Annotated in this window: 25 protein-coding genes; 24 read left to right on the plus strand and 1 reads right to left on the minus strand. The window is 59.2% G+C overall.

Annotated features, from left to right (window positions below):
• Positions 1–3: 3 nt before the first annotated feature.
• From leuB to DARO_RS04635, 24 genes are all read left to right on the plus strand, one after another.
• Entirely contained in the window at positions 4–1,056 is a 1,053-nt protein-coding gene (gene leuB / locus DARO_RS04520) for a 3-isopropylmalate dehydrogenase (protein ID WP_011286629.1), read from the plus strand.
• 33 nt (positions 1,057–1,089) lie between these two features.
• Positions 1,090–2,223, plus strand: a complete 1,134-nt coding sequence (asd, locus tag DARO_RS04525; RefSeq protein ID WP_011286630.1) for an aspartate-semialdehyde dehydrogenase — start codon at positions 1,090–1,092, stop codon at positions 2,221–2,223.
• Between the two features lie 219 nt (positions 2,224–2,442).
• Positions 2,443–5,490 carry a FimV/HubP family polar landmark protein gene (locus DARO_RS04530; RefSeq protein ID WP_157037136.1) on the plus strand — a complete coding sequence of 1,016 codons (3,048 nt, stop codon included), beginning with the start codon at positions 2,443–2,445 and terminating at the stop codon, positions 5,488–5,490.
• A gap of 62 nt (positions 5,491–5,552) precedes the next feature.
• Entirely contained in the window at positions 5,553–6,146 is a 594-nt protein-coding gene (locus tag DARO_RS21545) for a hypothetical protein (protein WP_011286632.1), read from the plus strand.
• Positions 6,143–6,931 (plus strand): tRNA pseudouridine(38-40) synthase TruA, encoded by a 789-nt coding sequence (gene truA, locus DARO_RS04540; RefSeq protein ID WP_011286633.1) that lies wholly within the window; start codon positions 6,143–6,145, stop codon positions 6,929–6,931. Before DARO_RS21545 ends, truA begins: the two co-directional genes overlap by 4 nt.
• Positions 6,928–7,554, plus strand: coding sequence for a phosphoribosylanthranilate isomerase (locus DARO_RS04545; protein ID WP_011286634.1), 627 nt, complete (start codon positions 6,928–6,930; stop codon positions 7,552–7,554). The genes truA and DARO_RS04545 overlap by 4 nt, the downstream gene beginning before the upstream one ends.
• Positions 7,541–8,740, plus strand: coding sequence for a tryptophan synthase subunit beta (trpB, locus tag DARO_RS04550; RefSeq protein ID WP_011286635.1), 1,200 nt, complete (start codon positions 7,541–7,543; stop codon positions 8,738–8,740). The genes DARO_RS04545 and trpB overlap by 14 nt, the downstream gene beginning before the upstream one ends.
• A complete protein-coding gene (gene trpA / locus DARO_RS04555; protein ID WP_011286636.1) occupies positions 8,740–9,546 on the plus strand; it encodes a tryptophan synthase subunit alpha in 807 nt (268 codons plus the stop codon). Before trpB ends, trpA begins: the two co-directional genes overlap by 1 nt.
• A complete protein-coding gene (accD, locus tag DARO_RS04560) occupies positions 9,543–10,412 on the plus strand; it encodes an acetyl-CoA carboxylase, carboxyltransferase subunit beta (RefSeq protein WP_011286637.1) in 870 nt (289 codons plus the stop codon). The genes trpA and accD overlap by 4 nt, the downstream gene beginning before the upstream one ends.
• The gene (folC, locus tag DARO_RS04565; protein WP_011286638.1) at positions 10,409–11,719 is read left to right on the plus strand and encodes a bifunctional tetrahydrofolate synthase/dihydrofolate synthase; all 1,311 of its coding nucleotides are present in this window, start codon (positions 10,409–10,411) and stop codon (positions 11,717–11,719) included. The genes accD and folC overlap by 4 nt, the downstream gene beginning before the upstream one ends.
• A gap of 2 nt (positions 11,720–11,721) precedes the next feature.
• A complete protein-coding gene (locus tag DARO_RS04570) occupies positions 11,722–12,441 on the plus strand; it encodes an SPOR domain-containing protein (RefSeq protein ID WP_011286639.1) in 720 nt (239 codons plus the stop codon).
• The gene (locus DARO_RS04575; protein WP_011286640.1) at positions 12,438–12,929 is read left to right on the plus strand and encodes a CvpA family protein; all 492 of its coding nucleotides are present in this window, start codon (positions 12,438–12,440) and stop codon (positions 12,927–12,929) included. The genes DARO_RS04570 and DARO_RS04575 overlap by 4 nt, the downstream gene beginning before the upstream one ends.
• A gap of 12 nt (positions 12,930–12,941) precedes the next feature.
• Positions 12,942–14,480 carry an amidophosphoribosyltransferase gene (gene purF, locus DARO_RS04580; protein ID WP_041224212.1) on the plus strand — a complete coding sequence of 513 codons (1,539 nt, stop codon included), beginning with the start codon at positions 12,942–12,944 and terminating at the stop codon, positions 14,478–14,480.
• Complete coding sequence (locus DARO_RS04585) at positions 14,480–15,661, plus strand: O-succinylhomoserine sulfhydrylase (protein ID WP_011286642.1); 1,182 nt, start codon at positions 14,480–14,482, stop codon at positions 15,659–15,661. The genes purF and DARO_RS04585 overlap by 1 nt, the downstream gene beginning before the upstream one ends.
• A 164-nt stretch (positions 15,662–15,825) precedes the next feature.
• Complete coding sequence (locus DARO_RS04590) at positions 15,826–17,103, plus strand: DEAD/DEAH box helicase (protein WP_011286643.1); 1,278 nt, start codon at positions 15,826–15,828, stop codon at positions 17,101–17,103.
• Positions 17,104–17,231: 128 nt separating this feature from the next.
• Positions 17,232–18,941: a GspE/PulE family protein gene (locus DARO_RS04595; RefSeq protein WP_011286644.1), complete on the plus strand. Its 1,710-nt coding sequence runs from the start codon at positions 17,232–17,234 to the stop codon at positions 18,939–18,941.
• A 5-nt stretch (positions 18,942–18,946) separates the two neighbouring features.
• Positions 18,947–20,167, plus strand: a complete 1,221-nt coding sequence (locus tag DARO_RS04600) for a type II secretion system F family protein (protein WP_011286645.1) — start codon at positions 18,947–18,949, stop codon at positions 20,165–20,167.
• A 6-nt stretch (positions 20,168–20,173) separates the two neighbouring features.
• Positions 20,174–20,602, plus strand: a complete 429-nt coding sequence (locus tag DARO_RS04605) for a hypothetical protein (RefSeq protein ID WP_157037137.1) — start codon at positions 20,174–20,176, stop codon at positions 20,600–20,602.
• 60 nt (positions 20,603–20,662) lie between these two features.
• The gene (locus tag DARO_RS04610; protein WP_049758500.1) at positions 20,663–21,238 is read left to right on the plus strand and encodes a prepilin-type N-terminal cleavage/methylation domain-containing protein; all 576 of its coding nucleotides are present in this window, start codon (positions 20,663–20,665) and stop codon (positions 21,236–21,238) included.
• A gap of 23 nt (positions 21,239–21,261) precedes the next feature.
• Positions 21,262–21,702 (plus strand): type II secretion system protein, encoded by a 441-nt coding sequence (locus DARO_RS04615; protein WP_011286648.1) that lies wholly within the window; start codon positions 21,262–21,264, stop codon positions 21,700–21,702.
• A 79-nt stretch (positions 21,703–21,781) separates the two neighbouring features.
• Positions 21,782–22,249, plus strand: coding sequence for a GspH/FimT family pseudopilin (locus DARO_RS04620; RefSeq protein ID WP_041224213.1), 468 nt, complete (start codon positions 21,782–21,784; stop codon positions 22,247–22,249).
• Positions 22,239–22,802: a prepilin-type N-terminal cleavage/methylation domain-containing protein gene (locus tag DARO_RS04625; protein WP_011286650.1), complete on the plus strand. Its 564-nt coding sequence runs from the start codon at positions 22,239–22,241 to the stop codon at positions 22,800–22,802. Before DARO_RS04620 ends, DARO_RS04625 begins: the two co-directional genes overlap by 11 nt.
• Complete coding sequence (locus DARO_RS04630) at positions 22,786–23,637, plus strand: prepilin-type N-terminal cleavage/methylation domain-containing protein (protein ID WP_011286651.1); 852 nt, start codon at positions 22,786–22,788, stop codon at positions 23,635–23,637. Before DARO_RS04625 ends, DARO_RS04630 begins: the two co-directional genes overlap by 17 nt.
• Positions 23,634–24,095 (plus strand): hypothetical protein, encoded by a 462-nt coding sequence (locus DARO_RS04635; RefSeq protein WP_011286652.1) that lies wholly within the window; start codon positions 23,634–23,636, stop codon positions 24,093–24,095. The genes DARO_RS04630 and DARO_RS04635 overlap by 4 nt, the downstream gene beginning before the upstream one ends.
• Here the strand turns inward: DARO_RS04635 and DARO_RS22720 are convergent.
• The gene (locus DARO_RS22720) at positions 24,092–24,316 is read right to left on the minus strand and encodes a hypothetical protein (protein WP_157037138.1); all 225 of its coding nucleotides are present in this window, start codon (positions 24,314–24,316) and stop codon (positions 24,092–24,094) included. The two genes, DARO_RS04635 and DARO_RS22720, sit on opposite strands and share 4 nt — an antisense overlap.
• Positions 24,317–24,372: the final 56 nt, after the last annotated feature.

Below are 24,372 nucleotides of genomic sequence, written 5' to 3' on the forward strand. Positions count from 1 at the left end.
AAGATGAAGATTTGTGTTCTGCCGGGTGACGGCATTGGTCCTGAAATTACCGCTCAAGCGGTGCGTGTGCTGAATTCGCTCGATCTCAAGTTCGAGATGGAAGAGGCGTTGCTCGGTGGTGGTGCTGTCGATGCGACTGGCAATCCGTATCCCGAAGCCACCCAGAAGCTGGCTCGCGCTGCTGACGCTGTGCTGCTCGGTGCCGTTGGTGGCCCCAAGTGGGACTCGCTGCCGCGCGAACAGCGCCCGGAACGCGGCCTGCTGGGCATCCGCAAGGATCTGAACTTGTTCGCCAACCTGCGTCCGGCCATTCTCTACCCGGAACTGGCCAATGCTTCGACGTTGAAGCCGGAAGTGGTTGCCGGGCTGGATATCCTGATCATCCGCGAACTGACCGGCGATATCTATTTCGGCCAGCCGCGTGGTGTGCGCGAAGAAAATGGCGAACGCGTCGGCTTCAACACCATGGTCTATAGCGAGTCGGAAATCCGCCGCATTGGCCATGTCGCCTTCCAGGCCGCCCAAAAGCGCGACAAAAGGCTGTGTTCAGTCGACAAGATGAACGTGCTGGAATGCACCCAGCTCTGGCGCGACGTGATGATCGAGATTTCACGCGATTACCCGGATGTCGAACTCAGCCACATGCTGGTCGATAACGCTGCCATGCAACTGGTCAAGGCGCCGAAGCAGTTCGACGTGATGGTCACCGGCAACATGTTTGGCGACATCCTGTCCGACGAAGCTTCGATGCTGACCGGTTCGATCGGCATGCTGCCGTCAGCCTCGCTGGACGACAAGAACAAGGGACTCTACGAGCCATCGCACGGCTCGGCGCCGGACATCGCCGGTAAGGGCGTCGCCAATCCGCTGGCGACCATCCTGTCTGCGGCGATGATGCTGCGTTACACCTTCGGCCTCGAAGAGCAGGCACTTCGTGTCGAAAACGCGGTCAAAAAAGTCTTGGCCCAAGGTTATCGTACTGGCGACATCTACGAGCGTGGCACGAACAAGGTCGGCACCAGGGAAATGGGCGACGCCGTGCTGGCGGCGCTGTAAAAAGAGCACAGGTTTTTCACGGAGAGTGATGTCATGAAGAAGGTTGGTCTGGTTGGTTGGCGCGGTATGGTTGGTTCGGTCCTCATGCAGCGCATGGTGGAAGAGGGCGACTTTGCCCATATCGATCCGGTGTATTTCTCGACCTCTGCCGCTGGCGGCAAGGCGCCGGTATTCGGCGGCAAGGAAGCGTCACTGCCGCTGCAGGATGCTTCTTCGATTGACGCCCTGAAAGCTTGCGAAATCATCATTACCTGTCAGGGGGGCGATTACACCAAGGAAGTCTTCCCTAAACTGCGTGCTGCCGGCTGGAACGGCCACTGGATTGATGCCGCCTCGGCGCTGCGCATGGCCGATGATGCTGTGATTGTGCTCGACCCGGTCAACATGAACGTGATCAAGGATTCGCTGGCCAAGGGTGGCAAGAACTGGATTGGCGGCAACTGCACTGTTTCCCTGATGCTGATGGGTCTGGGTGGCCTGTTCCAGAACGACCTGATCGAATGGGCGACGTCCATGACCTATCAGGCTGCTTCCGGTGCTGGTGCGCAGAACATGCGCGAACTGATCTCGCAGATGGGGGCCATCCATTCATCGGTGGCCGACCTGCTGGCCGACCCGGCTTCTGCCATCCTTGACATCGATCGCAAGGTCGCTGAAACCATCCGCTCGGATGCTTTCCCGAGGAAGAATTTCCGTAATACACCGTTGGCTGGTTCCTTGATTCCGTGGATTGACGTCCCGGTTGAAGGCGGTCAGTCCAAGGAGGAATGGAAGGGCGGTGCCGAGTGTAACAAGATTCTTGGTCGGCCGGCATTCCGTTCGCCAGGCTCCATCCCGATCGATGGTCTGTGTGTCCGCATCGGTGCCATGCGCTGCCATAGCCAGGCGCTGACCATCAAGCTGAAGAAGGATGTGCCGCTGGACGAAATCAGCGACATGCTGGCCAAGGCCAATCCGTGGGCCAAGGTTGTGCCGAACGATCGCGAGATCTCGGAGCGCGATCTGACGCCGGCTGCCGTCACCGGTACGCTGACCGTGCCGGTCGGCCGTCTGCACAAGATGGCCATGGGGCCGGAATACCTGGCTGCCTTTACCTGCGGCGACCAGTTGCTGTGGGGTGCCGCCGAGCCGCTGCGTCGCATGCTGCGCATCCTGCTTGATGCCTGATCAGGTATTCTGGCAAATAAAAACCGGGGCTTCGACCCCGGTTTTTATTTGTTGGGAATATGCCAAAGGGCAACTAACTAGAAGCCAGTTTAGCTTGCATTGCTAAGTGCATGATGTTAATTTGAAAGTCCCAAATTCCATACTCAGGGTTTCGCTGTGAACGAAACTAATCACATCAAGTTCAAAAAACGTGCGGCAGCGCTCGCTGTCGCATCATGCATGTCGCTCGCACCATGGTTTGCCGAGGCCGCAGGGCTAGGCAAATTGACCGTGCTATCCGCGTTGGGGCAGCCCCTGCGGGCAGAGCTCGATATCGGCGCCACCAAGGATGAGGTGGCCGGTATGACCGCTCGTCTTGCCCCGCAGGACGCCTTCAAGCAAGCTGGAGTCGATTTCGCCACTGTCCTGCTTGATCTTCGTTTTTCGGTTGAAAAGCGCGCGAATGGACAGTCTGTCGTCAAGGTGTCATCGGCCAAGCCGATCAATGAGCCTTTCCTCGACTTTCTTGTCGAATTGAACTGGCCGGCTGGTCGTCTTGTTCGCGAATATACCTTCCTGCTTGATCCGCCTGAAATTGCTGCCAGCCAGGCGTCACGCCCGGTTGCGGACGCGCGGATTGTCGAAACGGTACGGGGTGGAGGCGCTGCCGAAGACAGGCCAGTGTCGGTCAAGGCTGCTGCATCGCGTCCGGCACCTGCGCCCAAGGTCGCGGCTGAGCCCAAGGCGGCAGCAGAAAATAGTGGAACCCGGGTTGTTCGGCAGGGCGAGACGCTGCGCAAGATTGCCGATGAAAGCAAATACGACGGCGTGTCCCTTGAGCAGATGCTGGTTGGCTTGTTCCAGAGTAATCCGGATGCCTTTATCGGGCAAAATGTTAACCGTCTGAAATCAGGCGCTATTCTGAATATTCCGGAAAAATCTGCTGTTGAGGCAGTTTCTCCAAAAGAAGCCAAGAAGATTTATGTTGCCCAGGCGGCGGACTGGAATGCCTATCGCCAGAAATTGGCAGCATCTACAGCCAAGACGCCGGCCAAGGACGAAACCTCGGGAGCCCAGGCCAGTTCCGGCAAGATCACGGCCAAGGTAGAGGAAAAGGCAGTGCCTGCCGAGCAGTCCAAGGATCAGCTCAAGGTGGCACGTGCCGATGCTGCAGCCAAGGGCGCTGCCGCCGCTAAGGCAGCTGAAGCGGCTGACCAGATTGCCAAGGATAAGGCGCTGAAGGAAGCGCAGGATCGGATGGCAACTCTTGAAAAGAATGTGAATGAGTTGCAGAAGCTTCTGGAAATGAAAAACCAGAAGCTGGCTGAACTTCAGCAACCTCCGGTCAAGAAGGAAGAGCCCAAGGCGCCTGAGGTGGTCAAGCCAGTCGAGCCGCCAAAGCCTGTCGAAATTGCCAAGCCAGCCCCAGCGGTTGAGGAGGCGCCGAAACCGGTTGAGCCGCCGAAGGTGGTTGAAGAGACCAAGCCAGTTGAGCCGGTCAAGCCGGTCGAACCGCCTAAGCCGGAGGCCCCCAAGCTTGAGGAGAAACCGAAGGTGGTCGCTCCGCCGCCGGCTCCGGCGCCGGTTGTCGAGGAGTCGTTGCTTGATGACCCGCTGCCGCTGGTTGGCGGTGGTGGTATTCTGGCTTTGCTGGCTGGCTATTTCCTGTTCAAGCGTCGTCGTACGCAGAGCTCCGCCTTGGAAACAACCGCTGCACCGATGCCATCCAGTCTTGGTCCAAATTCCGTGTTCCGGATGACTGGTGGGCAAAGCGTCGATACGGGGAATACGCCGCCACAGACCGGTGAGTTCAGTCAGACAGGGCCCGGCACCATTGATACCGATGAAGTTGATCCGGTGGCTGAGGCGGACGTCTACATGGCCTATGGTCGCGATACCCAGGCTGAAGAAATTCTCCTCGAGGCCTTGCAGAAGGATCCGCAACGGACGGCGATTCACGCCAAATTGCTCGAAATTTACGCCAACCGGCACAGCCTGAAACAGTTTGAAACCTTGGCCAGCGAGCTGTATGCGCAGACCGCTGGTGTTGGGCCTGATTGGGAAAAAGTTGCCGCTTTGGGCGTAGGCCTTGATCCAAGCAATCCGCTATATTCCAGCTCACGTACGTCGGATGTCTCTGCCGCAACGATGGTGGCTCTCCCTGTAGAGGAACTGGAGCTGCCGGAGGCAGTGCCTGAAGCGTTATCGCCGCTGGTGGGAGGGGTTGAGCCGCTGCCGGAGATTGGTTTGGCCGATGAATTCGAGCGGGATACGTTGGTCCTGCCGAAGGAAACCGATGGCCATGAGGCGCTGGGCGAGGATGTTTCCGTGGCTGATGAGCTGGCATCGGGTTCTGATGCCATGACGCTTGACTTTGATCTTGGCGAACAGACTATCGCTCCCGAGGTCAAGGGCGTGGCTGAGACCTCGCTGGCCGATGTCAGTGCGGATCTCGAATCGCCGATCAGCATCGATTCCAGTGCACTTGATTTCGATCTCGGTAACGATGTTCAGGAGCCCGAGATTGTCGCGACGCTCGTCGGTGACCAAGGTGTATTTGGTGATCTTGCGACCGGCGTAGATCTTGATTTCAACGCCGCCGAAAAGCAGTTGTTGGCGCCAGAGCAATCGGTCATTCCAACCCCGGACTTCTCTCCGGAAGGTACCTTGGTCATGCCGTCGGCCACTGACAACGAAGACCTTGATGTTGGCCTGGGTACTTGGGTTGGTGCTGATGGCGAGCCCGGTATCTCGACGAATGAGGAGGCTTCGGCCGGCAGTGGCGGATCTGTTGATACGGATTCGCTGATGTCTCAGACCATTGTCAATCCGATGGCTGGAACGGATACGCTGCTTAGTTCTGATATCCTGAGCTTTGGTGGAGAAACCGATCATCCTCAACTGTCGAGCACTGTGGTTAACTCGGGTGTGGTCGATGCTGACTCTCTCGAATTTGACGTCAAGCTGACTGATTCCATGTTCCTTGGGCAACCGATGATTCCGCCTGAGTTCGATATCGGATCAATCAATCTTGATTTGGCGGCCGAACCCGCAGAACCTTCTGTTTCGCCAGTCGAAGTTCCAGCCGTGGCAGAAGCTCCGCTCGCTGCTACAGCGACCCATGATGCGCAGTGGGAAGAGGTTAATACCAAACTTGATCTGGCCAAGGCCTATGAAGAAATGGGTGATCTCGAGGGAGCTCGCGAACTTTTGCAGGAAGTGGTAGGCGAAGGGTCGGTTGATCTGGTTGAGCAGGCACGTACGATACTCGGTCGAATAGGCGGGTAGAATTCAGGCTTGTGATCGGCACATGGCCCCGCAAGGGGCTGTGTGCATTTTGGGAGCCTGGTTTGCATCCTTCGTGTGCATTGATCGTCTGGCTGGCGGCTGTTCTGGGTACGCAGTTTGTCGGATACGCCGGCTTGGCGATTTTGTTGCTCGGGATTTCGCTGCTGACGCCAGCTTCCTTGGTTCGTTGGTTGGCCTATGTTCGCCGGGCGCGCTGGTTGTTGCTGACCCTCTGGCTGATTCTGGCTTACAACACGCCAGGCGAGGCATGGCAGGACTGGGTGTGGGCGCCAACCTATGAGGGGGTCGCCGAAGCCAGCTTGCAGGCGGCTCGATTGCTTGTCATGCTGGCCTGTCTGGCCTGGCTTTTTGTCAATGTTGGTCATGATGGAATGGTCGGCGGTCTATGGTGCTTGCTGAGACATTTCCGGGTGCTGGGGTTGGATGTCGAGCGTTTGGTGGTTCGTCTCTCCCTGGTCCTCGCCAATTTGCAAACGGTTCCGGAAAAGGGAGCGTGGCGGCGAATGCTGGCGGTTGATGCGGCGCTGGCGGGTGGTCCTGAGGTGCTCCATCTCGAAGTTTTACACTGGTCCGGCCGGGACACGCTGGCGGTCACGGTAGCGGGGATCGGCTTGATGGGAGCGGTATTGCTGTGAGAGTTGCGTTGGGGATTGAATACTGCGGTACCGGGTTCCATGGCTGGCAGAGTCAGGCCGGCGGTGGGACGGTGCAGGATGCATTGGAAGCGGCGTTGGGCGAAGTTGCCGGTGTGCCGGTTGGTGTGCTCTGCGCGGGGAGAACCGATGCCGGGGTCCATGCAACCCATCAGGTTGCCCATTTCGATGCGCCGGTTGATCGTCCGCTGACCGCATGGGTGCGCGGGGTTAATTCGCATTTGCCGGAAGGCGTGGCCGTGCGTTGGGCGCAGCCGGTGGCAGAAGATTTTCACGCCCGCTTCAGTGCCCGAGGCCGGCGCTATCGTTATCTGCTGCTTAATCGTCCGCAGCGCCCTGGATTGTGGCAAGGACGGGTGGGCTGGTTTCACTGGCCGCTGGAGCTGGAAGCGATGCAGGAGGCCTGTCTTCGGCTGCTCGGCGAGCATGATTTTTCTGCTTTCAGGGCGGCAAATTGTCAGGCCAAGTCACCGGTCAAGCACATGTCGCGGGCTGAGGTGCGCCAGTGCGGCAACATGTTTGTTTTTGATTTCGAGGCCAGTGCCTTCCTGCATCACATGGTGCGCAATCTGGTCGGTACGCTGGTCTATATTGGCAAGGGTACGCAGCAGCCAGACTGGATCGAAGCGCTTCTGCAGACAAAGGATCGTAAACTGGCAGCGCCTACCTTTTCGCCGGATGGTCTGTATTTCCGTGGGCCGGTTTACGAACCGCACTGGGGATTGCCTGATCCGAATGACGATTTCCTCGATGGAATGTTGAAATGAAGACCCGAATCAAGATTTGCGGCCTGACTCGCGAAGAAGATGTCGACGCGGCTGTCGCGGCCGGTGCCGATGCGATCGGCTTCGTCTTCTACCCGCCCAGCCCGCGTTACGTTTCGCCGCAGCGCGCGGCCGAACTGGTCAAGCGGATTCCACCTTTCGTCGACGTCGTCGGTCTCTTCGTGAACGAGGCGCCAGAAGTTGTCCGCATCGCCTGCGAAGCCCTGCCCATTAACGTCCTGCAGTTTCACGGCGACGAGGATGCAGCGTATTGCAGCCAGTTTGCCCGGCCCTATCTGCGGGCGGCAAGGGTGAGGCCGGGGCTTGATCTGGTAGAATTCGCCGGCTCGTTTCCCGATGCCCGGGGTCTGTTGCTGGATGCCTTTGTCGAGGGCTACGGTGGTGGCGGCCATGTCTTTGACTGGACGCTGATCCCGCCGAATCTCCCCTCGTATCTGGTGCTATCCGGTGGCCTGACCGCAGACAATGTCGGCGATGCCGTGCGGCGCGTGCGCCCGGTGGCCGTTGACATCTCATCAGGTGTCGAAGCGAGCAAGGGAATCAAGGATCACTCGAAAATCGCTGCCTTCGTGGCGGCTGTACGGAAAGCCGATGAGTCAATATAACTTCCCAGACGCCAAGGGCCATTTCGGCCCCTACGGTGGCGTCTTCGTGGCCGAGACGCTGTTTGGCGCGCTCGATGAATTGAAGGAAGCCTACGCGGCTGCGCAGGCTGATCCGGCCTTCCGCGCCGAATACGAATACGAGCTCAAACATTTTGTCGGACGCCCGTCGCCGATCTACCACGCCAAGCGCTGGTCCGAAATGCTCGGCGGCGCCCAGATCTACCTAAAGCGCGAAGACCTTAACCACACCGGTGCCCACAAGGTGAATAACTGCATCGGCCAGGCCATGCTCGCCAAGCGCATGGGCAAGCCGCGCGTGATCGCCGAAACGGGCGCCGGCCAGCACGGCGTTGCGACGGCCACCGTCGCCGCCCGCTACGGCATGGAGTGCGTGGTTTATATGGGTAGCGAGGACGTCAAACGGCAGGCGGCCAACGTCTATCGCATGAAATTGCTCGGCGCCACGGTCGTGCCGGTCGAGTCTGGCTCTAAGACACTCAAGGACGCGCTCAACGAAGCGATGCGCGACTGGGTCACCAACATCCACAACACCTTCTACATCATCGGCACGGTGGCAGGCCCGCACCCGTACCCGATGCTAGTGCGCGATTTTCAGAAGATCATTGGCGAAGAATGTCTGGTCCAGATGCCGGAAATGACCGGCCGTCAGCCGGATGCCGTTATTGCCTGCGTCGGCGGTGGTTCCAACGCGATGGGTATCTTCTACCCGTACATAAATGTCGAGGGCGTTCGCCTGATTGGCGTCGAAGCCGCCGGTGATGGGATGGAAACGGGTCGTCACTCTGCCTCGCTGACTGCTGGTGTACCCGGCGTGCTGCACGGAAACCGCACTTACCTGCTGCAGGATGAAGATGGCCAGATTATTGAGACGCATTCGGTGTCGGCTGGTCTGGATTACCCGGGGGTTGGCCCGGAACACGCCTGGCTGAAGGACTTGGGTCGCGCTGAATACCAGCCTGTTACCGACAGCGAAGCGCTGGCCGCCTTCCATACCCTGTGCCGTATTGAGGGGATCATCCCTGCGCTCGAATCCAGCCACGCGCTGGCCTACGCCGCCAAGCTGGCACCGACGCTGGCCAAGGACAAGATTCTGCTGGTCAACCTCTCCGGTCGGGGTGACAAGGATATGCATACCGTGGCCGAAAAATCCGGGATCGTCTTCTGATGTCGCGCATCAAGTCTGCTTTTGAACGCCTCAATGGCGAAGGCCGCAAGGCGCTGATTCCCTTCATTACCGCCGGCGACCCGGATGCAGCGCTGACCCTGCCGCTGATGCACACGCTGGTTGAAGCCGGCGCCGATGTCATTGAACTCGGCGTTCCATTCTCCGATCCGATGGCTGATGGTCCGACCATTCAGCGTGCCTCGGAACGGGCGCTGGCCAGGGGCATGACGCTGCGCAAGGTGCTGCAACTGGTGGTCGAGTTCCGTAAGACCGATGGCAAGACACCCGTTGTGCTGATGGGGTACGCTAATCCGGTCGAAGCGATGGGGCTGGAAAAGTTTGCCGCAGCGGCTGCTCAGGCTGGTGTTGATGGCGTGCTGATCGTCGACTACCCGCCGGAAGAAGCGGCTGCCTTCGGTGCAGCCATGAAGGCTCAGGGCATGGATCCGATTTTCCTGCTGGCACCGACTTCTTCGGCCGAGCGCATCGCGCATGTCGCCGAAATTGCCAGCGGTTACGTCTATTACGTCTCGTTGGCAGGGGTGACCGGTTCCGGCGCACTGAATGTCGAGGCGGTAGCCGAGCGCCTGCCGCTGATTCGTGAAAAAACCGGCCTGCCGGTCGGCGTCGGTTTTGGCATCCGCGATGCCGCGACCGCAGCACGCATCGCCGGTATTGCCGATGCCGTGGTCGTCGGTAGCCGGATTATCGAAGAAATTGAAAAATCGACGGCTGAAACAGCCTGTGCCAATGTGAAAGCCCTGGTCGCAGACATACGCCGTGGTGTGGATGAGGTAAAAAAATGAGCTGGCTGACCAAACTACTGCCCCCAAAGATCAAGCGCGAACAGGGCCCACAGCGCCGCGGCAACCTGCCGGAAGGTCTGTGGAGCAAGTGTCCGTCCTGCGAGGCTGTGCTTTACGCCACCGATCTGGAAAACAACCTGCAGGTCTGCCCCAAGTGTGGCCATCACAATCGCCTGAATTCGCGTCAACGTCTGGATCTGCTGCTCGATTCGGAAGGCCGTTTCGAGATTGGTGCCGAGGTTTTGCCGGTCGATAGTCTGAAGTTCAAGGATTCCAAGAAGTACCCGGACCGCCTGATGGAAGCCAATGAGTCCACTGGTGAGAGCGATTCGCTGGTTGTCCTGCAAGGCGCCATCAAGACCATGCCGGTTGTTGCGGCGGCTTTTGAGTTCGACTTCATGGGCGGTTCGATGGGCTCGGTGCTCGGCGAGCGTTTCGTGCGCGGCGTGCAGGCGGCGGTTGAGCAGAAAATGCCCTTCATCTGCATTACCGCTTCCGGTGGCGCGCGGATGCAGGAAGGTTTGTTCTCGCTGATGCAGATGGCCAAGACGACCGCTGCATTGACCAAGCTTTCTGCGGCTGGCCTGCCTTTCATCTCCATTCTGACCGACCCGACCATGGGCGGCGTTTCCGCGTCCTTTGCCTTTGTCGGTGATGTGGTGATTGCCGAGCCAAAGGCGCTGATCGGCTTTGCCGGCCCGCGCGTGATCGAGCAGACCGTGCGCGAGACGTTGCCGGAGGGCTTCCAGCGCTCCGAATTCCTGCTGGAAAAGGGCGCCATCGACATGATTGTCGATCGTCGCGAACTGCGCGATCAGGTTGCCCGAGTTCTGGCCCTGCTGCAAAAGCTGCCGGCTGCCGCTTGAAGACGCTTGAAGACTGGCTGGCCCATCTCGAAGGCCTGCACCCAAAAGGTCAGGCCGGGATCGAGCTGGGCCTTGATCGCATTCGACTGGTCAAGGATGCGCTCGGGCAAGCTCAGCATTGCCCGGTGATCATCGTTGGTGGTACCAATGGCAAGGGGTCGACCTGCGCCTATCTGGAAAATATCATCGATCGTGCCGGCTACAAGGTGGGTTGTTACACCTCGCCGCATCTGCTCGCCTACAACGAGCGCGTTCGCCTGAATGGCCAAGCGGTCGGCGATGAAGCCCTGTGTGCGGCGTTTGCCCGTGTCGAGGCGGCCCGTCAGCAAGCCGGCGATGTTGCGTTGACCTATTTTGAATTTGGTACGCTGGCGGCCTGGGAGGTGTTTGCCGAGGCCGGCGTTGAGGCGGCTATTCTCGAAGTCGGGCTGGGTGGCCGACTGGACGCGGTCAATGCCTACGAACCGGACGTCTCCATCGTGACGAGCGTGGCGCTCGACCACACCGACTGGCTGGGGCCGGATCGCGAATCGATTGGTTTTGAGAAGGCGGGTATCTTCCGCGCCGGCAAGCCGGCGCTGTGCGCCGACCCGCATCCGCCACAAAGCCTGCTCGATCATGCGGCAGCCATTGGTGCTGATTTGCGCCTGATCGGTCGCGATTTTGGTTTCGAGCGACCGAGTGCCGAAACGAACGAAAACCGGCTGCAATGGCGGTGGTGGTGCCGCTCCGGAACACAGTTGCTCAAACGGGCGCTGGCCTATCCCGGCTTGCGCGGCCCGACGCAGTTGTTCAACGCAGCGGTCGCCTTGGCCGCGCTTGATGCGCTGGGTAATAAACTACCGGTGACCATGCAGGCCATCCGTCCCGGTCTGATCGAAACCGAACTGGCCGGGCGCTTTCAGGTCATTCCAGGCAAGCCGGCCATCGTGCTCGATGTCGGCCACAATCCGCAGGCGATCCGCGTGCTGGCCGACAACCTGTCGAGCATGGGCTTTTTCGACCAGACTTACGCTGTCGTCGGCATGCTCAGGGACAAGGATATTGCCGGTGCGCTGGCGCCGCTCAAAGGCAAGATTGATGTCTGGCATGTGGCGACACTGGGTGGTCCGCGCGGTACTGCAGCCGAGACGCTGGCCGGCGTCATCGCCGACAACGGGCTGGGTGGTGAGGTGGTTTGCCATCCTTCGCCACAGGCTGCCTTGCAGGCAGCCAAGGGTCAGGCCGCTGAAAGTGATAGAATCTTGGCCTTTGGATCTTTCTATACGGTGGCCGGTGCGCTTGAAGCGCTTCGGAAAAAGCCCTGATCATGGACGACAACGACGCCCAGTTGCACCTCAAGAAACGCGCCCGCCGCCGTCTGGTCGGGGCAGTTTTCTTTGTTTCCGTGGTTGCCGTGGTGCTGCCCATGGTGATGGATCACGAGCCGCGTCAGACGGTGCAGGATGTCGAGATTCGCATTCCGGGGCAGGAAGAAAAAACGTTTGCGCCCAAGTTTGCTGCCGCCCCGGTCGGGAAACCGGTGGTCAAGCCGACTGAGCCTCCTGTTGAGAAGGCGCCGGCCGTAGTGGCGCCTGAAGTCAAGCCAACGGCGCGCGTGCTTGAGGTTGTCAAGGCGGACGACAAGCCAGCGGAAAAGGCGCCCCAGAAACCTGAGAAGGCACCTGAAAAACCAGTTGCCAAGCCCGTTGAGAAACCCGTCGAAAAAGTGGCGGACAAACCCAAGGCCGATGAGGCCAAGCGGGCGGCAGCGATTCTGGCCGGACAGATGGCGGAAGCCAAACAGGCGGCCAAGGGCGGCGAATATCTGGTACTGATCGGAGCGTTTTCCAACGAGGCAAACGTCAAGATACTGAAGGCCAAATTGACGGAGCAGGGCATCAAGACTTACAGCGAGCCGCTCGATACGCCGCAGGGCAGGAAAACGCGCCTCCGGGCCGGTCCCTTCCCCAGTCGCGAAGCCGCTGACAAGGCGCGCGAAAAAATGCAGCGCATCGGTGTGTCTGGAGTTGTTGCGGCCAAGCCATGACGGGTTTTGACTACGTTGCGATCGGCATCGTCGGTGTGTCGTTGATCTTTGGTCTGTGGCGGGGTGTGGTGGGCGAGATTATCGCGTTGGTCGCCTGGGTGCTGGCGATCTTCGCTGCCGTGGAGTTCGGCGCGGTGGTCGGGCGAACAGCATTTGCCGGCTTGTCTGATCCGGCTTTGCGGACACTGGCAGGTTGTGTGGTGATATTTGTGGGTGTACTGGTCGTCATGGCCTTGTTCCGGATGGCCGTGCGCAGCATGGTCAAGGCACTGGGCATGTCCGTGTCGGACCGTATCCTTGGTATGGTCTTCGGCCTGGTCCGTGGCGTACTGGTGTGTATGGTGCTGGTCGGCTTGGGCGGGATGACCTCGGCACCGATGCAGGCGTGGTGGCAGGATGCGACCTTGTCGGCACCTTTGGAAACTGTCGTTTTGGCAGCCAAGCCCTGGTTGCCAAACGATTTGGCAAAACGAATTCGATTCAGCTAGGCAGGAAATACTATGTGCGGGATTCTGGGTGTAATGGCGACAACGCCGGTCAATCAGCTGCTTTACGATGGTCTGATGGTGCTTCAGCATCGTGGCCAGGATGCGGCCGGCATCGCGACGGCGGAAGGTAACACCTTCCACCTGCACAAGGGGCCTGGTCTGGTGCGTGACGTTTTCCGCACTCGCAACATGCGTGCCCTGCCGGGCAACTGCGGCATCGGTCATGTTCGTTATCCGACCGCTGGCTCGGCCTACAATTTCGCCGAGTCACAACCCTTCTACGTTAATTCACCGTTTGGCCTGGTGCTTGGCCATAACGGCAACCTGACCAATGCCGAGCAACTCAAGGGCGAGATGTTCCGCCTCGATCGCCGGCACATCAATACCAATTCCGACTCCGAAGTGCTGCTCAATGTGCTGGCCCATGAGCTGCAGTCATCGGCGCATGGTTATGAGCTTGATGTTGATGCCATCTTCCAGGCTGTGGGCGGCGTGCATCGCCGCTGCCGTGGCGCTTACGCCGTCGTGGTGCTGATTGCCGGTTATGGCCTGCTTGCTTTCCGTGACCCGCACGGCATTCGCCCGCTGATCTACGGTCAGAACGAAACACCGGAAGGCATGGAATACCTCGTCTCTTCCGAGTCCGTGGCGCTCGATACACTCGGTTTCAAGATGGTGCGCGACATCGAGCCGGGCGAAGCCATTTTCATCGACTTCAATCATCAGTTGCATAGCCGTCAGTGCGCGCAGCAGCCGATGTACGCCCCGTGTATCTTCGAGTACGTCTATCTGGCTCGGCCGGATACCGTGATCGACGGCGTTTCGGTCTATGAAGCCCGCCTGGCGATGGGCGAACTGTTGGCCGAGAAGGTCAAGAAGCATATCCCGATCGAGGAAATCGACGTCGTCATTCCGATTCCCGACTCCAGTCGCCCGTCGGCCATGCAACTGGCGCAGGTGCTCAACATTCCGTTCCGCGAGGGCTTCGTCAAGAATCGCTATGTCGGTCGTACCTTCATCATGCCGGGGCAGGCCATGCGCAAGAAGTCGGTGCGCCAGAAACTGAACACCGTCGGCCAGGAGTTCAAGGGCAAGCGGGTGCTGCTGGTCGATGACTCCATCGTCCGCGGCACGACCAGCCACGAAATTGTCGAAATGGCCCGTGCGGCAGGTGCCGTCAAGGTCTATTTCGCTTCGGCGGCGCCACCGGTGCGCTTCCCGAACGTTTATGGCATCGATATGCCGACCCGCTCCGAACTGATTGCCACCGGGCGGACCGATGCCCAGATCGCTGCCGAAATTGGCGCCGATGCCCTGGTTTATCAGGATCTTGAAGCGCTGAAGCAGTCCATCACCAACCTGCGGGCCGACCTGACCGTATTCGATGCTTCCTGCTTCGACGGCTGCTACATCACCGGCGACATTGATGACTACTACCTCGATGCAGTCGAGGGCAAGCGTGGCGGCAAGCCGGTCAAGAACGATGATGACGGCGACGGTCGCTCTTCGCAGCAGATGGTGCTGGGCCTGGCGAATGGTGGGCAGGAGTAATGGCTGACTTGCCGAATTACCGTCCGGAAACGCTGGCAGTTCGTGCCGGCCAGGAGCGCAGCCAGTTTGGCGAACATTCCGAAGCGCTCTACCTGACCTCAAGTTTTGTTTTCAAGAGCGCGGCACAGGCGGCAAAGCGTTTCTCCGGTGAAGAGGAGGGCAACGTTTACGCCCGCTTCTCCAACCCGACCGTCACCATGTTCGAGGAGCGCCTTGCTGCCCTGGAGGGCGCCGAGGATTGCGTCGCCACCTCAAGTGGCATGTCGGCGATCATGGCCGCCGTGCTGGCCCATCTGAAGCAGGGTGATCACATTGTTGCCTCGAATAGCCTGTTCGGCGCGACGGTGCAATTGTTCAACAATATCCTGTCGCGGACCGGCATCACGACCACCTTCGTGTCGCATACCGATCCAGCGGCCTGGGCAGCGGCGATCCGTCCGGAAACGAAGTTGTTTTTCCTGGAAACGCCGTCCAATCCGCTGACCGAAATCGCCGACATTCGGGCGCTGGTCGCCATTGCCCACGCCAAGGGCATTCTGGTCGCCGTCGACAACTGTTTCTGTACGCCTATCCTGCAACGCCCACTCGATATGGGGGCTGATCTGGTCATTCATTCGGCCACCAAGTTCCTGGACGGCCAGGGGCGCGTCCTGGGTGGTGCCGTTTGTGGCCCGAAAAAACTGACCGAAGAAGTCTTCAAATACCTGCGTACAGCCGGTCCGACCTTGTCGGCCTTCAATGCCTGGGTGTTGCTCAAGGGCCTCGAAACCCTGAAGTTGCGGGTTGAGGCACAGTCCGCCAATGCCGCAGGGCTGGCTGCCTGGCTGGAAGCGCACCCGAAGGTGGCCCGCGTTTTCTATCCCGGCCTGCCATCGCATCCTCAGCACGAGTTGGCCAAGACCCAGCAAAAATCCGGTGGTGCCATTGTCGCCTTCGAGGTGAAGGGCGCTCGCGAACAAGCCTGGCAGGTCGTCGATAATTGCCGCCTGCTGTCCATTACCGCCAATCTCGGCGATACCAAGACCACCATCACCCATCCTGCCTCCACCACGCATGGCCGCATTTCCCCGGAAGCCCGGGCCGCTGCCGGCATCAATGAAGGGCTGCTGCGCATCGCCGTCGGCCTTGAAGCGGTAGAGGACCTGCAGGCCGACCTCGAACGGGGTCTGGCTCCTATCTGATCGTCTGAATTATTACGCGCCGACAGCGAGGGGGCGCAAACAACCGGAGCAGGGCATTTCCAGAGTCACTGGGGAAATGCCCTGAATTGAAATCCGGTTTCTCCTGACCCTCGCTGCATCGTTGCTCCCTGGCCGTTCCGGTCAGGCTTTATCCAAGGATTCCCATGCATTTTTCCGATCTCGGCCTGAAGGCCGAACTCCTGCGCGCCGTTGCCGATCAAGGCTACGATACGCCGACCCCCATCCAGCAGCAGGCCATTCCTGCCGTCATGACCGGCCGCGACCTGATGGCCACGGCCCAGACCGGCACCGGCAAGACAGCCGGCTTCACCCTGCCCATCCTGCACCGCCTGTGCAGCGGCCCGAACGACCGCCTGACCCGCGTTGCCAAGACGCCGCGCGTGCTGGTCCTGACACCGACGCGTGAACTGGCCATCCAGGTCGAGGAAAGCGTGCGCACTTACGGCAAGCATCTGCCGATCACTTCACTGGCCGTCTTTGGCGGCGTTGGTATCAATCCGCAGATCGCCAACCTGCGCCGTGGGGTCGATATTCTGGTGGCGACGCCGGGGCGTTTGCTCGATCATGTCCAGCAACGCACCGTTGATCTGTCCAAGATCGAGATTTTCGTCCTCGATGAAGCCGACCGCATGCTCGACATGGGCTTCATCCGCGACATCCGCAAGATCATCGCCCTATTGCCGAAACAGCGCCAGAACCTGATGTTCTCGGCCACCTTCTCGCCGGATATTCGCGAACTGGCTGCCGGACTGCTGCACAATCCGGCCTCGGTCGATGTTGCGGCGCGCAATACCGCCGCCGAAACGGTCACCCAGCGCGTCATCGAAACCAATCGCGATCAGAAAAAAGAGCTGCTCTGTCACCTTTTCGAAACGCGCGGCTGGCATCAGGTGCTGGTTTTTGCCCGGACCAAGCATGGTGCCGATGCGTTGTCCAAGACGCTGGAAAAAGCCGGTATCAAGTCGGCTGCCATTCACGGCGACAAGTCGCAGGGCGCCCGGACCCGTGCCCTGACCGAATTCAAGGAAGGCAAGCTGGTTGCTCTGGTGGCCACTGACATCGCGGCACGTGGCATCGATATTGACGCGCTGCCCTATGTCATCAACTACGAACTGCCCAATGTTGCCGAAGACTACGTGCACCGCATCGGTCGTACCGGCCGGGCCGGGATGGAAGGCGAGGCAATTTCGCTGGTCTCCCACGATGAGCGCGGTAGCCTGCGCGACATCGAAAGGCTGATCAAGCGGGATCTTGAGCGCGTTGTCATTCCGGGTTTTGAGCCATCGGCCATTGCACCGCCGAAGCCGGTTCAGCCGCCGCGTGGCGCGCGCAAGCCGCAACCAGGTCGGCCATCCGCGCAGAAAACGGCCCAAAAGCCGGGTGGTCCGGCGCAACATCGCAGCGGCAGCCGGCATCGCTGATTTGCATTGATTTACCGACAACTCGCCAGATGGCGACTTGTCGGCCTTCCGAAAAACGTCTACTGTAGAAACTTAAGCCGTTATTTCATATTGTTAACGGCGTTTCTTAAGGTGTTTTGGAGGTCGGGATGCCCCCCCCGCAAAAAGTCCGCCTTGGAGACCTGCTGATCGAGCAAGGTCTGCTGACTGACGAACAATTGAAAATCGCGCTCGATGAACAGAAACGCACAGGGCGCAAGCTGGGGCGCGTTTTTGTCGAGAGTGGCTACGTTACCGAGGAAGGGATCTCGCAGGCGCTGGCTCGTCAGCTGCGGATTCCCTTCGTCAATCTCAACAGCTTCACACCCAAGCCGGACCTGATCAAGCTGTTGCCTGAGGCGCCAGCCCGACGCTTCCGGGCGCTGGTGCTTGATCAGTTGCCGGATGGACGCCTGCAGATAGGGCTGGCCGATCCAACCGATTTGCAGGCCTATGACGAAATTACCCGTCTGGTTCGGCGAGAGATTGATCTCGCAGTCGTTACTGAAAGCCAGTTGCTGGCGATGGTCGACCGCGTTTATCACCGTGGCGAACAGATTACCGGCCTTGCCAAGGAGCTGACTGCCGAGCTGGGCGATGTGCCGATCGAGTTCGGTGACCTGCTTGGCTTGAACCCCGGTGCCGAAGATGCGCCCGTCGTCAAGCTGCTGCAGACGGTGTTCGAGGAGGCCATGCGCCTGCGCGCTTCCGACATCCATTTCGAACCGCAGGAAAAATCACTGCGCATCCGCTTCCGGATCGACGGTGTGCTGCATATCCAGACCGAGGCCGACGCCAAAGTCTCATCGGCCGTCGCGCTGCGCCTGAAACTGATGTCCGGGCTGGATATTTCCGAAAAGCGCCTGCCGCAGGATGGTCGATTCAACATCAAGGTGCGCGCCAATCCCGTTGACGTGCGTATTTCCACCCTGCCGACCCAATTCGGCGAGTCGGTCGTCATGCGTCTGCTCAACCAGAACACCGGCCTGCTTGAGCTTGAGAAGATCGGCATGCCAGAACGCGTTCTGGAGCGCTTCCGCCACGCCCTGAAGCGGCCGAGCGGCATGGTTCTGGTGACAGGCCCGACAGGTTCCGGCAAGACGACGACGCTTTATGCTGCGCTGAACGAACTGAACAGCCCGGAAAAGAAGGTCATTACCGTCGAAGATCCGGTCGAATACAGGCTTCCTGGCTTGAATCAGGTGCAGGTGCACGAAAAGATCGACCTTTCCTTCTCGCGCGTGCTGCGCACCGTGCTGCGTCAGGATCCGGATATCGTGCTGATCGGCGAAATGCGCGACCAGGAAACGGCCGAAATCGGTATGCGGGCCGCCATGACCGGCCACCTCGTGCTGTCGACCTTGCACACCAACGATGCCATGTCGACGCCAATCCGCCTGCTCGACATGGGGGTGCCACGCTACATGGTGGCGCTGTCGGTGCATATGGTCGTTGCCCAGCGGCTGGTTCGGGTCATCTGCGGCAATTGTCGCGAGGCCTATGTGCCAACGCCAAACGAGCACGAATGGCTACGTTACGAGTTGGGCAGTCAGATCGATAGCCATGTCTTCCATCATGGTCGCGGCTGTGCGCACTGTGCCAACACGGGCTATCAGGGCCGGACGGGCGTCTATGAGTTTCTTGAAATGAGTGATCCGGTGGTTGAAGCGATCAACCATGAGGACCCGGGTGAATTCCTGCGTGTCGCCCGGCAGCAGATGGCCGGCGAGACCCTGCGTCGCGATGCGGTCCGCCTGGTCCTGGCCGGAACGACCAGTGTGGCCGAAGCCATGCGCATCAGTAACCAGTTCGAGGAATAGCCCACGTGGCCAACTTCGCCTACAGGGGACGGGACGCCAGCGGCAAGCTGATCGAAGGCGTGCTCGAAGGCGCATCGGCGGGTGGGGTTGCCGATCTCTTGCTCGGGCGGGGTGTGACGCCGGTTTCCATTCAGGAAAGCACATCGAAAGGCAGTCCCGGCGCCGAATTAAATCTGTTCAAACCCAGGGTTCAGCACGTCGATATCCTGCTCTTTTCGCGGCAACTGCATACCCTGCTCAAATCAGGCGTGCCGATCATGCGTGCGCTGAGTGGCCTGCAGGAGTCGGCCACCAATCAGGCCATGAGGGAAGTGATCCGCGATGTTCGCGAGAGCCTGGAGGCCGGCCGCGAATTGTCGGTATCGCTGGCCCGCCATCCCAAGGTATTCAACTCCTTTTATATTTCCATGGTGCGGGTCGGCGAAGCCACTGGCCTGCTCGACGAGATTTTTCTGCGGCTGTTCGAGCATCTGGAGTTCGAGCGCTACATGCGCGAGCAAGTCAAATCGGCCCTGCGTTACCCGATGTTCGTGGTCATCGCGATGGCTGTGGCTATCGTTGTCGTCAATATTTTCGTTATCCCGGCCTTTGCCAAGGTCTTTCAGGGCTTTGGCGCCGAACTGCCGCTGATGACCAGGATTCTGCTCGGCTTTTCCGATTTCATGGTGGCCTGGTGGCCGGCCATGCTGATCGGCCTTGTCGTTGCGGTGCTGGCGTTTCGTTCCTGGATCGGTACGGTGGCCGGGCGGATGCAGTGGGAGTCCATCGTCCTGCGTTTTCCGATTGCCGGAAAAATCGTCCGCAAGGCAGCAATGGCAAGGTTTTCCCGCAGCTTTGCGTTGGGAACGCGCAGTGGCGTTCCGGTCATGCAAGCCTTGACCAATTCGTCGCAAACCGTCGATAACAGCTATATCGCAGCCAAGATCGAAGGCATGCGCGATACGGTCGAACGCGGCGAAAGCGTGCTGCGGGCGGCCATCGCTTCCGGATTCTTTTCGCCGGTGGTCCTGCAGATGGTGGCGGTTGGAGAGGAATCAGGGGCGCTCGACGACATGATGGAAGAGGTTGGCCAGATGTACCAGCGCGAGGTGGAGTACGAACTGAAGACGCTCGGGCAGCAGATTGAGCCTATCCTGATTGTCTGTCTTGGCGCGCTGGTGCTGGTTCTGGCGCTCGGTATCTTCCTGCCGATGTGGGATCTCGGCAAGGTGGCCATCAAGCGATGAATGGACATGCGACGCTATTACGAATTCGCGTTTGTCATCATCCTGATCGGCCTGATGTCGTTGTTGCTAATGCGCTCGCTGGAAGCGACGCGGGTCGAGGTGGAAGAGGCCATCGTGCAATCCGAGGTGGCGGCCATTCGGATCGGTTTGATCGAGGCTGTGGCCCATCGAGAAGGTTTTGGTGGCGAACTGCCGAAAAGCAAAAATCCGCTCGATTGGGTTTCGGTTCGACCAGCGAACTACGTCGGCGAACTGGATGTGGCGCCGGAAAACAGATCGGTCTGGTATTTCGACCGGCCTGCCGGGGAACTGGTTTTTCGCTTTCGCGATGGGCACCGGGCCCGCTTTCGCTTCAGTCGAGAATTGGGAAGCGAGCATTCAATGGCGGTGCTCGCGGGGGTTGGTTTGTCTCGACTTGAAGATCAACGTGAATAAGGCTTGAGAAAGGGAGTTTATATGTCTAAAGTTATAAGATTCGCTGTCGATAATATAAATATGAATAAATCATCTGCTTTTAACAGACAAGGCCAGCGCGGATTCACGTTGATCGAACTGATCGTCGTGATCATCATCCTTGGCATTCTGGCTGCGGTTGCTCTGCCGCGTTTTGTCAATTTGCAACGCGATGCCCGCATTGCCAAGCTGGAAGCGGCACGCGGCAGCGTGCTCGCGGCATCGGCCTTGTCGCATGCGACGATGCTGGCCCGGGCCGGCGTTGCGGATACAGCGGCTTGTCCTGGTGGTGGTGGCACGGCGACCAATGTCGTTTCCGGGGCTGGCACGGTGTGTACCGAGAGCGGCATTGTTAACATGACCAACGCCTATCCGGCGGTCACGGCGATCGGAACTACCGCCGGTATTCTGTCGATGGCCGGCCTGACCGGTGTGTTCAATCCGACAGCGGCACAATTGCAGACCGAGGGCTATACCTACGGTGGTGCTGCCGGCGGCACGGCCACTTTCGGTGTGGTGGGGGCGACAGCTGCCGGAACCTGTTTGTTTACTTACGCGCCTGCCGCCGCACCTAATGCAGCGCCGACGATCAGTGCCCTGACCACGACCGGATGCTAATTTTTTAATTTGAGGAGTTGGATATGAAGAACGTACAAAAGGGTTTCACGCTGATTGAACTGGTTGTTGTGATCGTCATTCTCGGCATCCTTGCTGCGACGGCACTGCCGAAGTTTGTCGATCTGTCGAGCGATGCTCGCTCTTCGGTGATTAAGGGCGTATCTGGCTCCATGGCCGCAGCAAATGCGATGCTCTATGCCAAGGCTCAGGCGGGTGGCCAAGGTGGAGCGACGGGTAGTGTTACGGTGAATGGCACAGCCGTTTCATTGGTGTACGGATTTGCCAGCACTGCAGCTGAACTGGCATTGGTCATGGATCTTAATCCAGCTGCCGATTTTGACACCACGACCCTCAATGAAATCCAAATGAAGAAAGCGCCGACGCCTGCTAGTTGCAAGGTTCTCTATGCGCCAGCAACTTCGACGACTGCACCGACCTATACGATCACTGCATCTGCCTGCTGATCGTCTGTCAATACTCATGATTTTTCGTGATGGAAGGCCTGGCGTCACTGCCGGGCCTTTTGTTTTTAGTGCAGTTCCAGTGCGCAGAGCGGGCAGTGCTGGTTTCAGCCTAGTCGAACTGGTTGTCGTCATCGTGCTGCTTGGCATCGTGGCCGCTGTGGTCATGCCGCGCTGGCGAGGTGGCAGCGGTTTTGAAGAGCGAGCCCTGCACGATCAGGTCGTTGCGGCGCTGCGTTACGCGCAGAAATCAGCGGTGGCGGCGCGGCGGACGGTCTGCGTTAGCTTTTCCACAAGCCCTTCGAAGGTGGATTTCTCGATTTCGAGTACTTATCCTGCTGCCAACTGCAGCATCGGCAGTTTGCTGGCAGGGCCGGATGGGACGAATCTCAGCATTGCGGCGAGTGGTTCAATCGCCATCACCTCGTCAGCAAGCAGTTTGACCTTCGATGCTGCCGGGCGGCCCAGCGCGGCAGCCAGCATCACCGTTTCCGGCTTGCCGGCTTCCCTGGCGATTACCGTCGAAAGCGAGACGGGTTATGTGCATTGATCGCTTTCGGCGTCGCCAATTCGGCGTTTCACTGGTTGAGCTGATTGTTTTCATTGTGATTGTCAGCGTCGGAGTGGTTGGCTTGGTGTCGGTGATGAATCCACTGGTGCGTTACAGTGCAGATCCGATGGAAACCAAGCAATCTATGGCCATTGCCGAGTCGTTGCTCAATGAGATTTTGCATCAGCCATTCACGTGGTGTGATCCGGACGATGCTGCGGCATCGACGGCACAGCAGTATGCCGATTGTGCCAACCCGCAGAATGTCAGCGGTGCGACGCCGTCCACAGAGACAAGTCGTTCCGGCAGCGGGCCGGGAACGGCTTACGACAATGTGGCGGACTACGATGGCTTCTCCAAAAACAATATCGATGACGCTTCCGGTGGTAATGCCATGACGGGTTATACGGCAGGCGTTGCGGTTGCTCGGGCCGGAATCGCCTTGGGGCTGGCCGACGATACTGCCGCCTTGAGCGTGACCGTGACGGTGAGTCGTAATGGGCATTCATTTTCCTTGACGGGCTATCGCTTCCGCTATGCGCCGCGCTACTGATTTTCATCCTGTTTCAGCTGGTGAACGCGGCTTTACGCTGGTCGAGGTGATTGTCGTGATCGTCATCACCGGAATACTGCTTGGTATAGTCGGCATGTTCGGGTGGCGCCAGATCGATGCCTACGTTAATGTGAGCAATCGCGCCGATCTTTCCGATGCCGCCGATACCGCCTTGCGCCGCATTGCTCGCGATCTTCAGTCGGCATTGCCAAACAGCGTCCGGCAGTCAGGGGGCTTTCTTGAGTTCGTGCCGATTCACGATGCAGGGCGTTATCGGGCGGATGTCGATAATAGTGGTGCAGGTAATCCGCTTAATTTTGGCAGCACGACCGACAATGGCTTTGATGTGCTCGGACCGGCGGTAACAATAACGGCGGGTGATGAACTGGTGATATTCAATCTCGGTCAGACCGGTTCGGATGTCTATGCCGGAACCAGCAGGCGGGCTATAGCCACTGCGGCTGGCAGCGTATCGAGTATCCAGTTCACGCTAGGGAGTGCGCCGAATCAGCAGTTTCCACTGGCCTCTCCGAATAGTCGCTTTCAGATTGTTGGAACTCCCGTGACCTACGAGTGCTCGGCAAACGCGGCCAATCCGGAGCTCGGTAGCATCACCCGGCATTCCGGTTACGGTTTCCAAAGCAGCCTTGCTTCCGCACCGTGGCCCTTCGGGGGCGTGTCAGCGGTATTGGTAAACGACGTTTCGGCTTGTTCGTTCAGCTATATCCCCGCCGTATTACAGCGCAACGGACTGGTTGTACTCCGGCTGACCTTGACGCGGAACGGGGAGTCGGTCGATTTGCTGCATCAGGTCGATGTCCTGAACACGCCATGATGCCTTTTTCGGATCATTCCGCTCATGGATCGCGCCAGCAGGGTGCCTCGGTCATCACCGCTATTTTCTTGTTGTTGCTGATGGCGATCCTGGCGGCAGCGATGGTTTCTGTCGTCTCGACGGCACATGTCAATCTCGCCACCGATATTGGCGGTGCCAAGGCCTATCAGGCAGCTCGCGCCGGTGCCGAGTGGGGGATGTTCCAGCTTGACCCCAATGCCCAGTTGTCATCGTTGCCGACATGTGTCGATGGGACGCCGGCAATTCCTGATCACACTGTTACAGTGACCTGTTCGAGCTCGACTTATACCGAGGCCGGGCGCCAGATCGGTATTTACCGGATTATCTCCAAGGCGACCGCGAACGGGGCCAAGGCGCCTGGGATAGAGCGCCAGGTGGAGGTGACACTGGAAAAGTGCCGGGATTCGTCGATTACGGTGGCGCCTTATGACTGTTAGTGGATCAAGGGATATAAGGGGCGAGCGGTGAGAACAATGGCAATCCGGATCAGAAGTGAGCTGTTGGCTACGCTGTTTAGCCTCTCGTGCCTGTTTTCCGGGGATGTTTTGGCGGCGCGCACGGTAACGTCGGCGACGGTCGATGGCGGTTCGGTGACCACCGTCGCCCCAGGTGCGTCGATCACTGCCGTGGTCAATGCCTCAACTTCGGGGTCAGACAATAATTGGCAGTGCACGACGTGGGCTATCGCGGCGTCATCGCCGGGTACGCCGACAG

Source organism: Dechloromonas aromatica RCB (assembly GCF_000012425.1).

What these genes read in the sequence shown, in the direction of transcription:
- leuB (WP_011286629.1), top strand. Translation starts at nt 4, where the DNA reads ATGAAGATTTGTGTTCTGCCGGGTGACGGCATTGGTCCTGAAATTACC.
- asd (WP_011286630.1), top strand. Translation starts at nt 1,090, where the DNA reads ATGAAGAAGGTTGGTCTGGTTGGTTGGCGCGGTATGGTTGGTTCGGTC.
- DARO_RS04530 (WP_157037136.1), top strand. Translation starts at nt 2,443, where the DNA reads ATGTCGCTCGCACCATGGTTTGCCGAGGCCGCAGGGCTAGGCAAATTG.
- DARO_RS04545 (WP_011286634.1), top strand. Translation starts at nt 6,928, where the DNA reads ATGAAGACCCGAATCAAGATTTGCGGCCTGACTCGCGAAGAAGATGTC.
- trpB (WP_011286635.1), top strand. Translation starts at nt 7,541, where the DNA reads ATGAGTCAATATAACTTCCCAGACGCCAAGGGCCATTTCGGCCCCTAC.
- trpA (WP_011286636.1), top strand. Translation starts at nt 8,740, where the DNA reads ATGTCGCGCATCAAGTCTGCTTTTGAACGCCTCAATGGCGAAGGCCGC.
- accD (WP_011286637.1), top strand. Translation starts at nt 9,543, where the DNA reads ATGAGCTGGCTGACCAAACTACTGCCCCCAAAGATCAAGCGCGAACAG.
- DARO_RS04570 (WP_011286639.1), top strand. Translation starts at nt 11,722, where the DNA reads ATGGACGACAACGACGCCCAGTTGCACCTCAAGAAACGCGCCCGCCGC.
- DARO_RS04575 (WP_011286640.1), top strand. Translation starts at nt 12,438, where the DNA reads ATGACGGGTTTTGACTACGTTGCGATCGGCATCGTCGGTGTGTCGTTG.
- purF (WP_041224212.1), top strand. Translation starts at nt 12,942, where the DNA reads ATGTGCGGGATTCTGGGTGTAATGGCGACAACGCCGGTCAATCAGCTG.
- DARO_RS04585 (WP_011286642.1), top strand. Translation starts at nt 14,480, where the DNA reads ATGGCTGACTTGCCGAATTACCGTCCGGAAACGCTGGCAGTTCGTGCC.
- DARO_RS04590 (WP_011286643.1), top strand. Translation starts at nt 15,826, where the DNA reads ATGCATTTTTCCGATCTCGGCCTGAAGGCCGAACTCCTGCGCGCCGTT.
- DARO_RS04595 (WP_011286644.1), top strand. Translation starts at nt 17,232, where the DNA reads ATGCCCCCCCCGCAAAAAGTCCGCCTTGGAGACCTGCTGATCGAGCAA.
- DARO_RS04605 (WP_157037137.1), top strand. Translation starts at nt 20,174, where the DNA reads ATGCGACGCTATTACGAATTCGCGTTTGTCATCATCCTGATCGGCCTG.
- DARO_RS04610 (WP_049758500.1), top strand. Translation starts at nt 20,663, where the DNA reads ATGAATAAATCATCTGCTTTTAACAGACAAGGCCAGCGCGGATTCACG.
- DARO_RS04615 (WP_011286648.1), top strand. Translation starts at nt 21,262, where the DNA reads ATGAAGAACGTACAAAAGGGTTTCACGCTGATTGAACTGGTTGTTGTG.
- DARO_RS04625 (WP_011286650.1), top strand. Translation starts at nt 22,239, where the DNA reads ATGTGCATTGATCGCTTTCGGCGTCGCCAATTCGGCGTTTCACTGGTT.
- DARO_RS04630 (WP_011286651.1), top strand. Translation starts at nt 22,786, where the DNA reads ATGCGCCGCGCTACTGATTTTCATCCTGTTTCAGCTGGTGAACGCGGC.
- DARO_RS04635 (WP_011286652.1), top strand. Translation starts at nt 23,634, where the DNA reads ATGATGCCTTTTTCGGATCATTCCGCTCATGGATCGCGCCAGCAGGGT.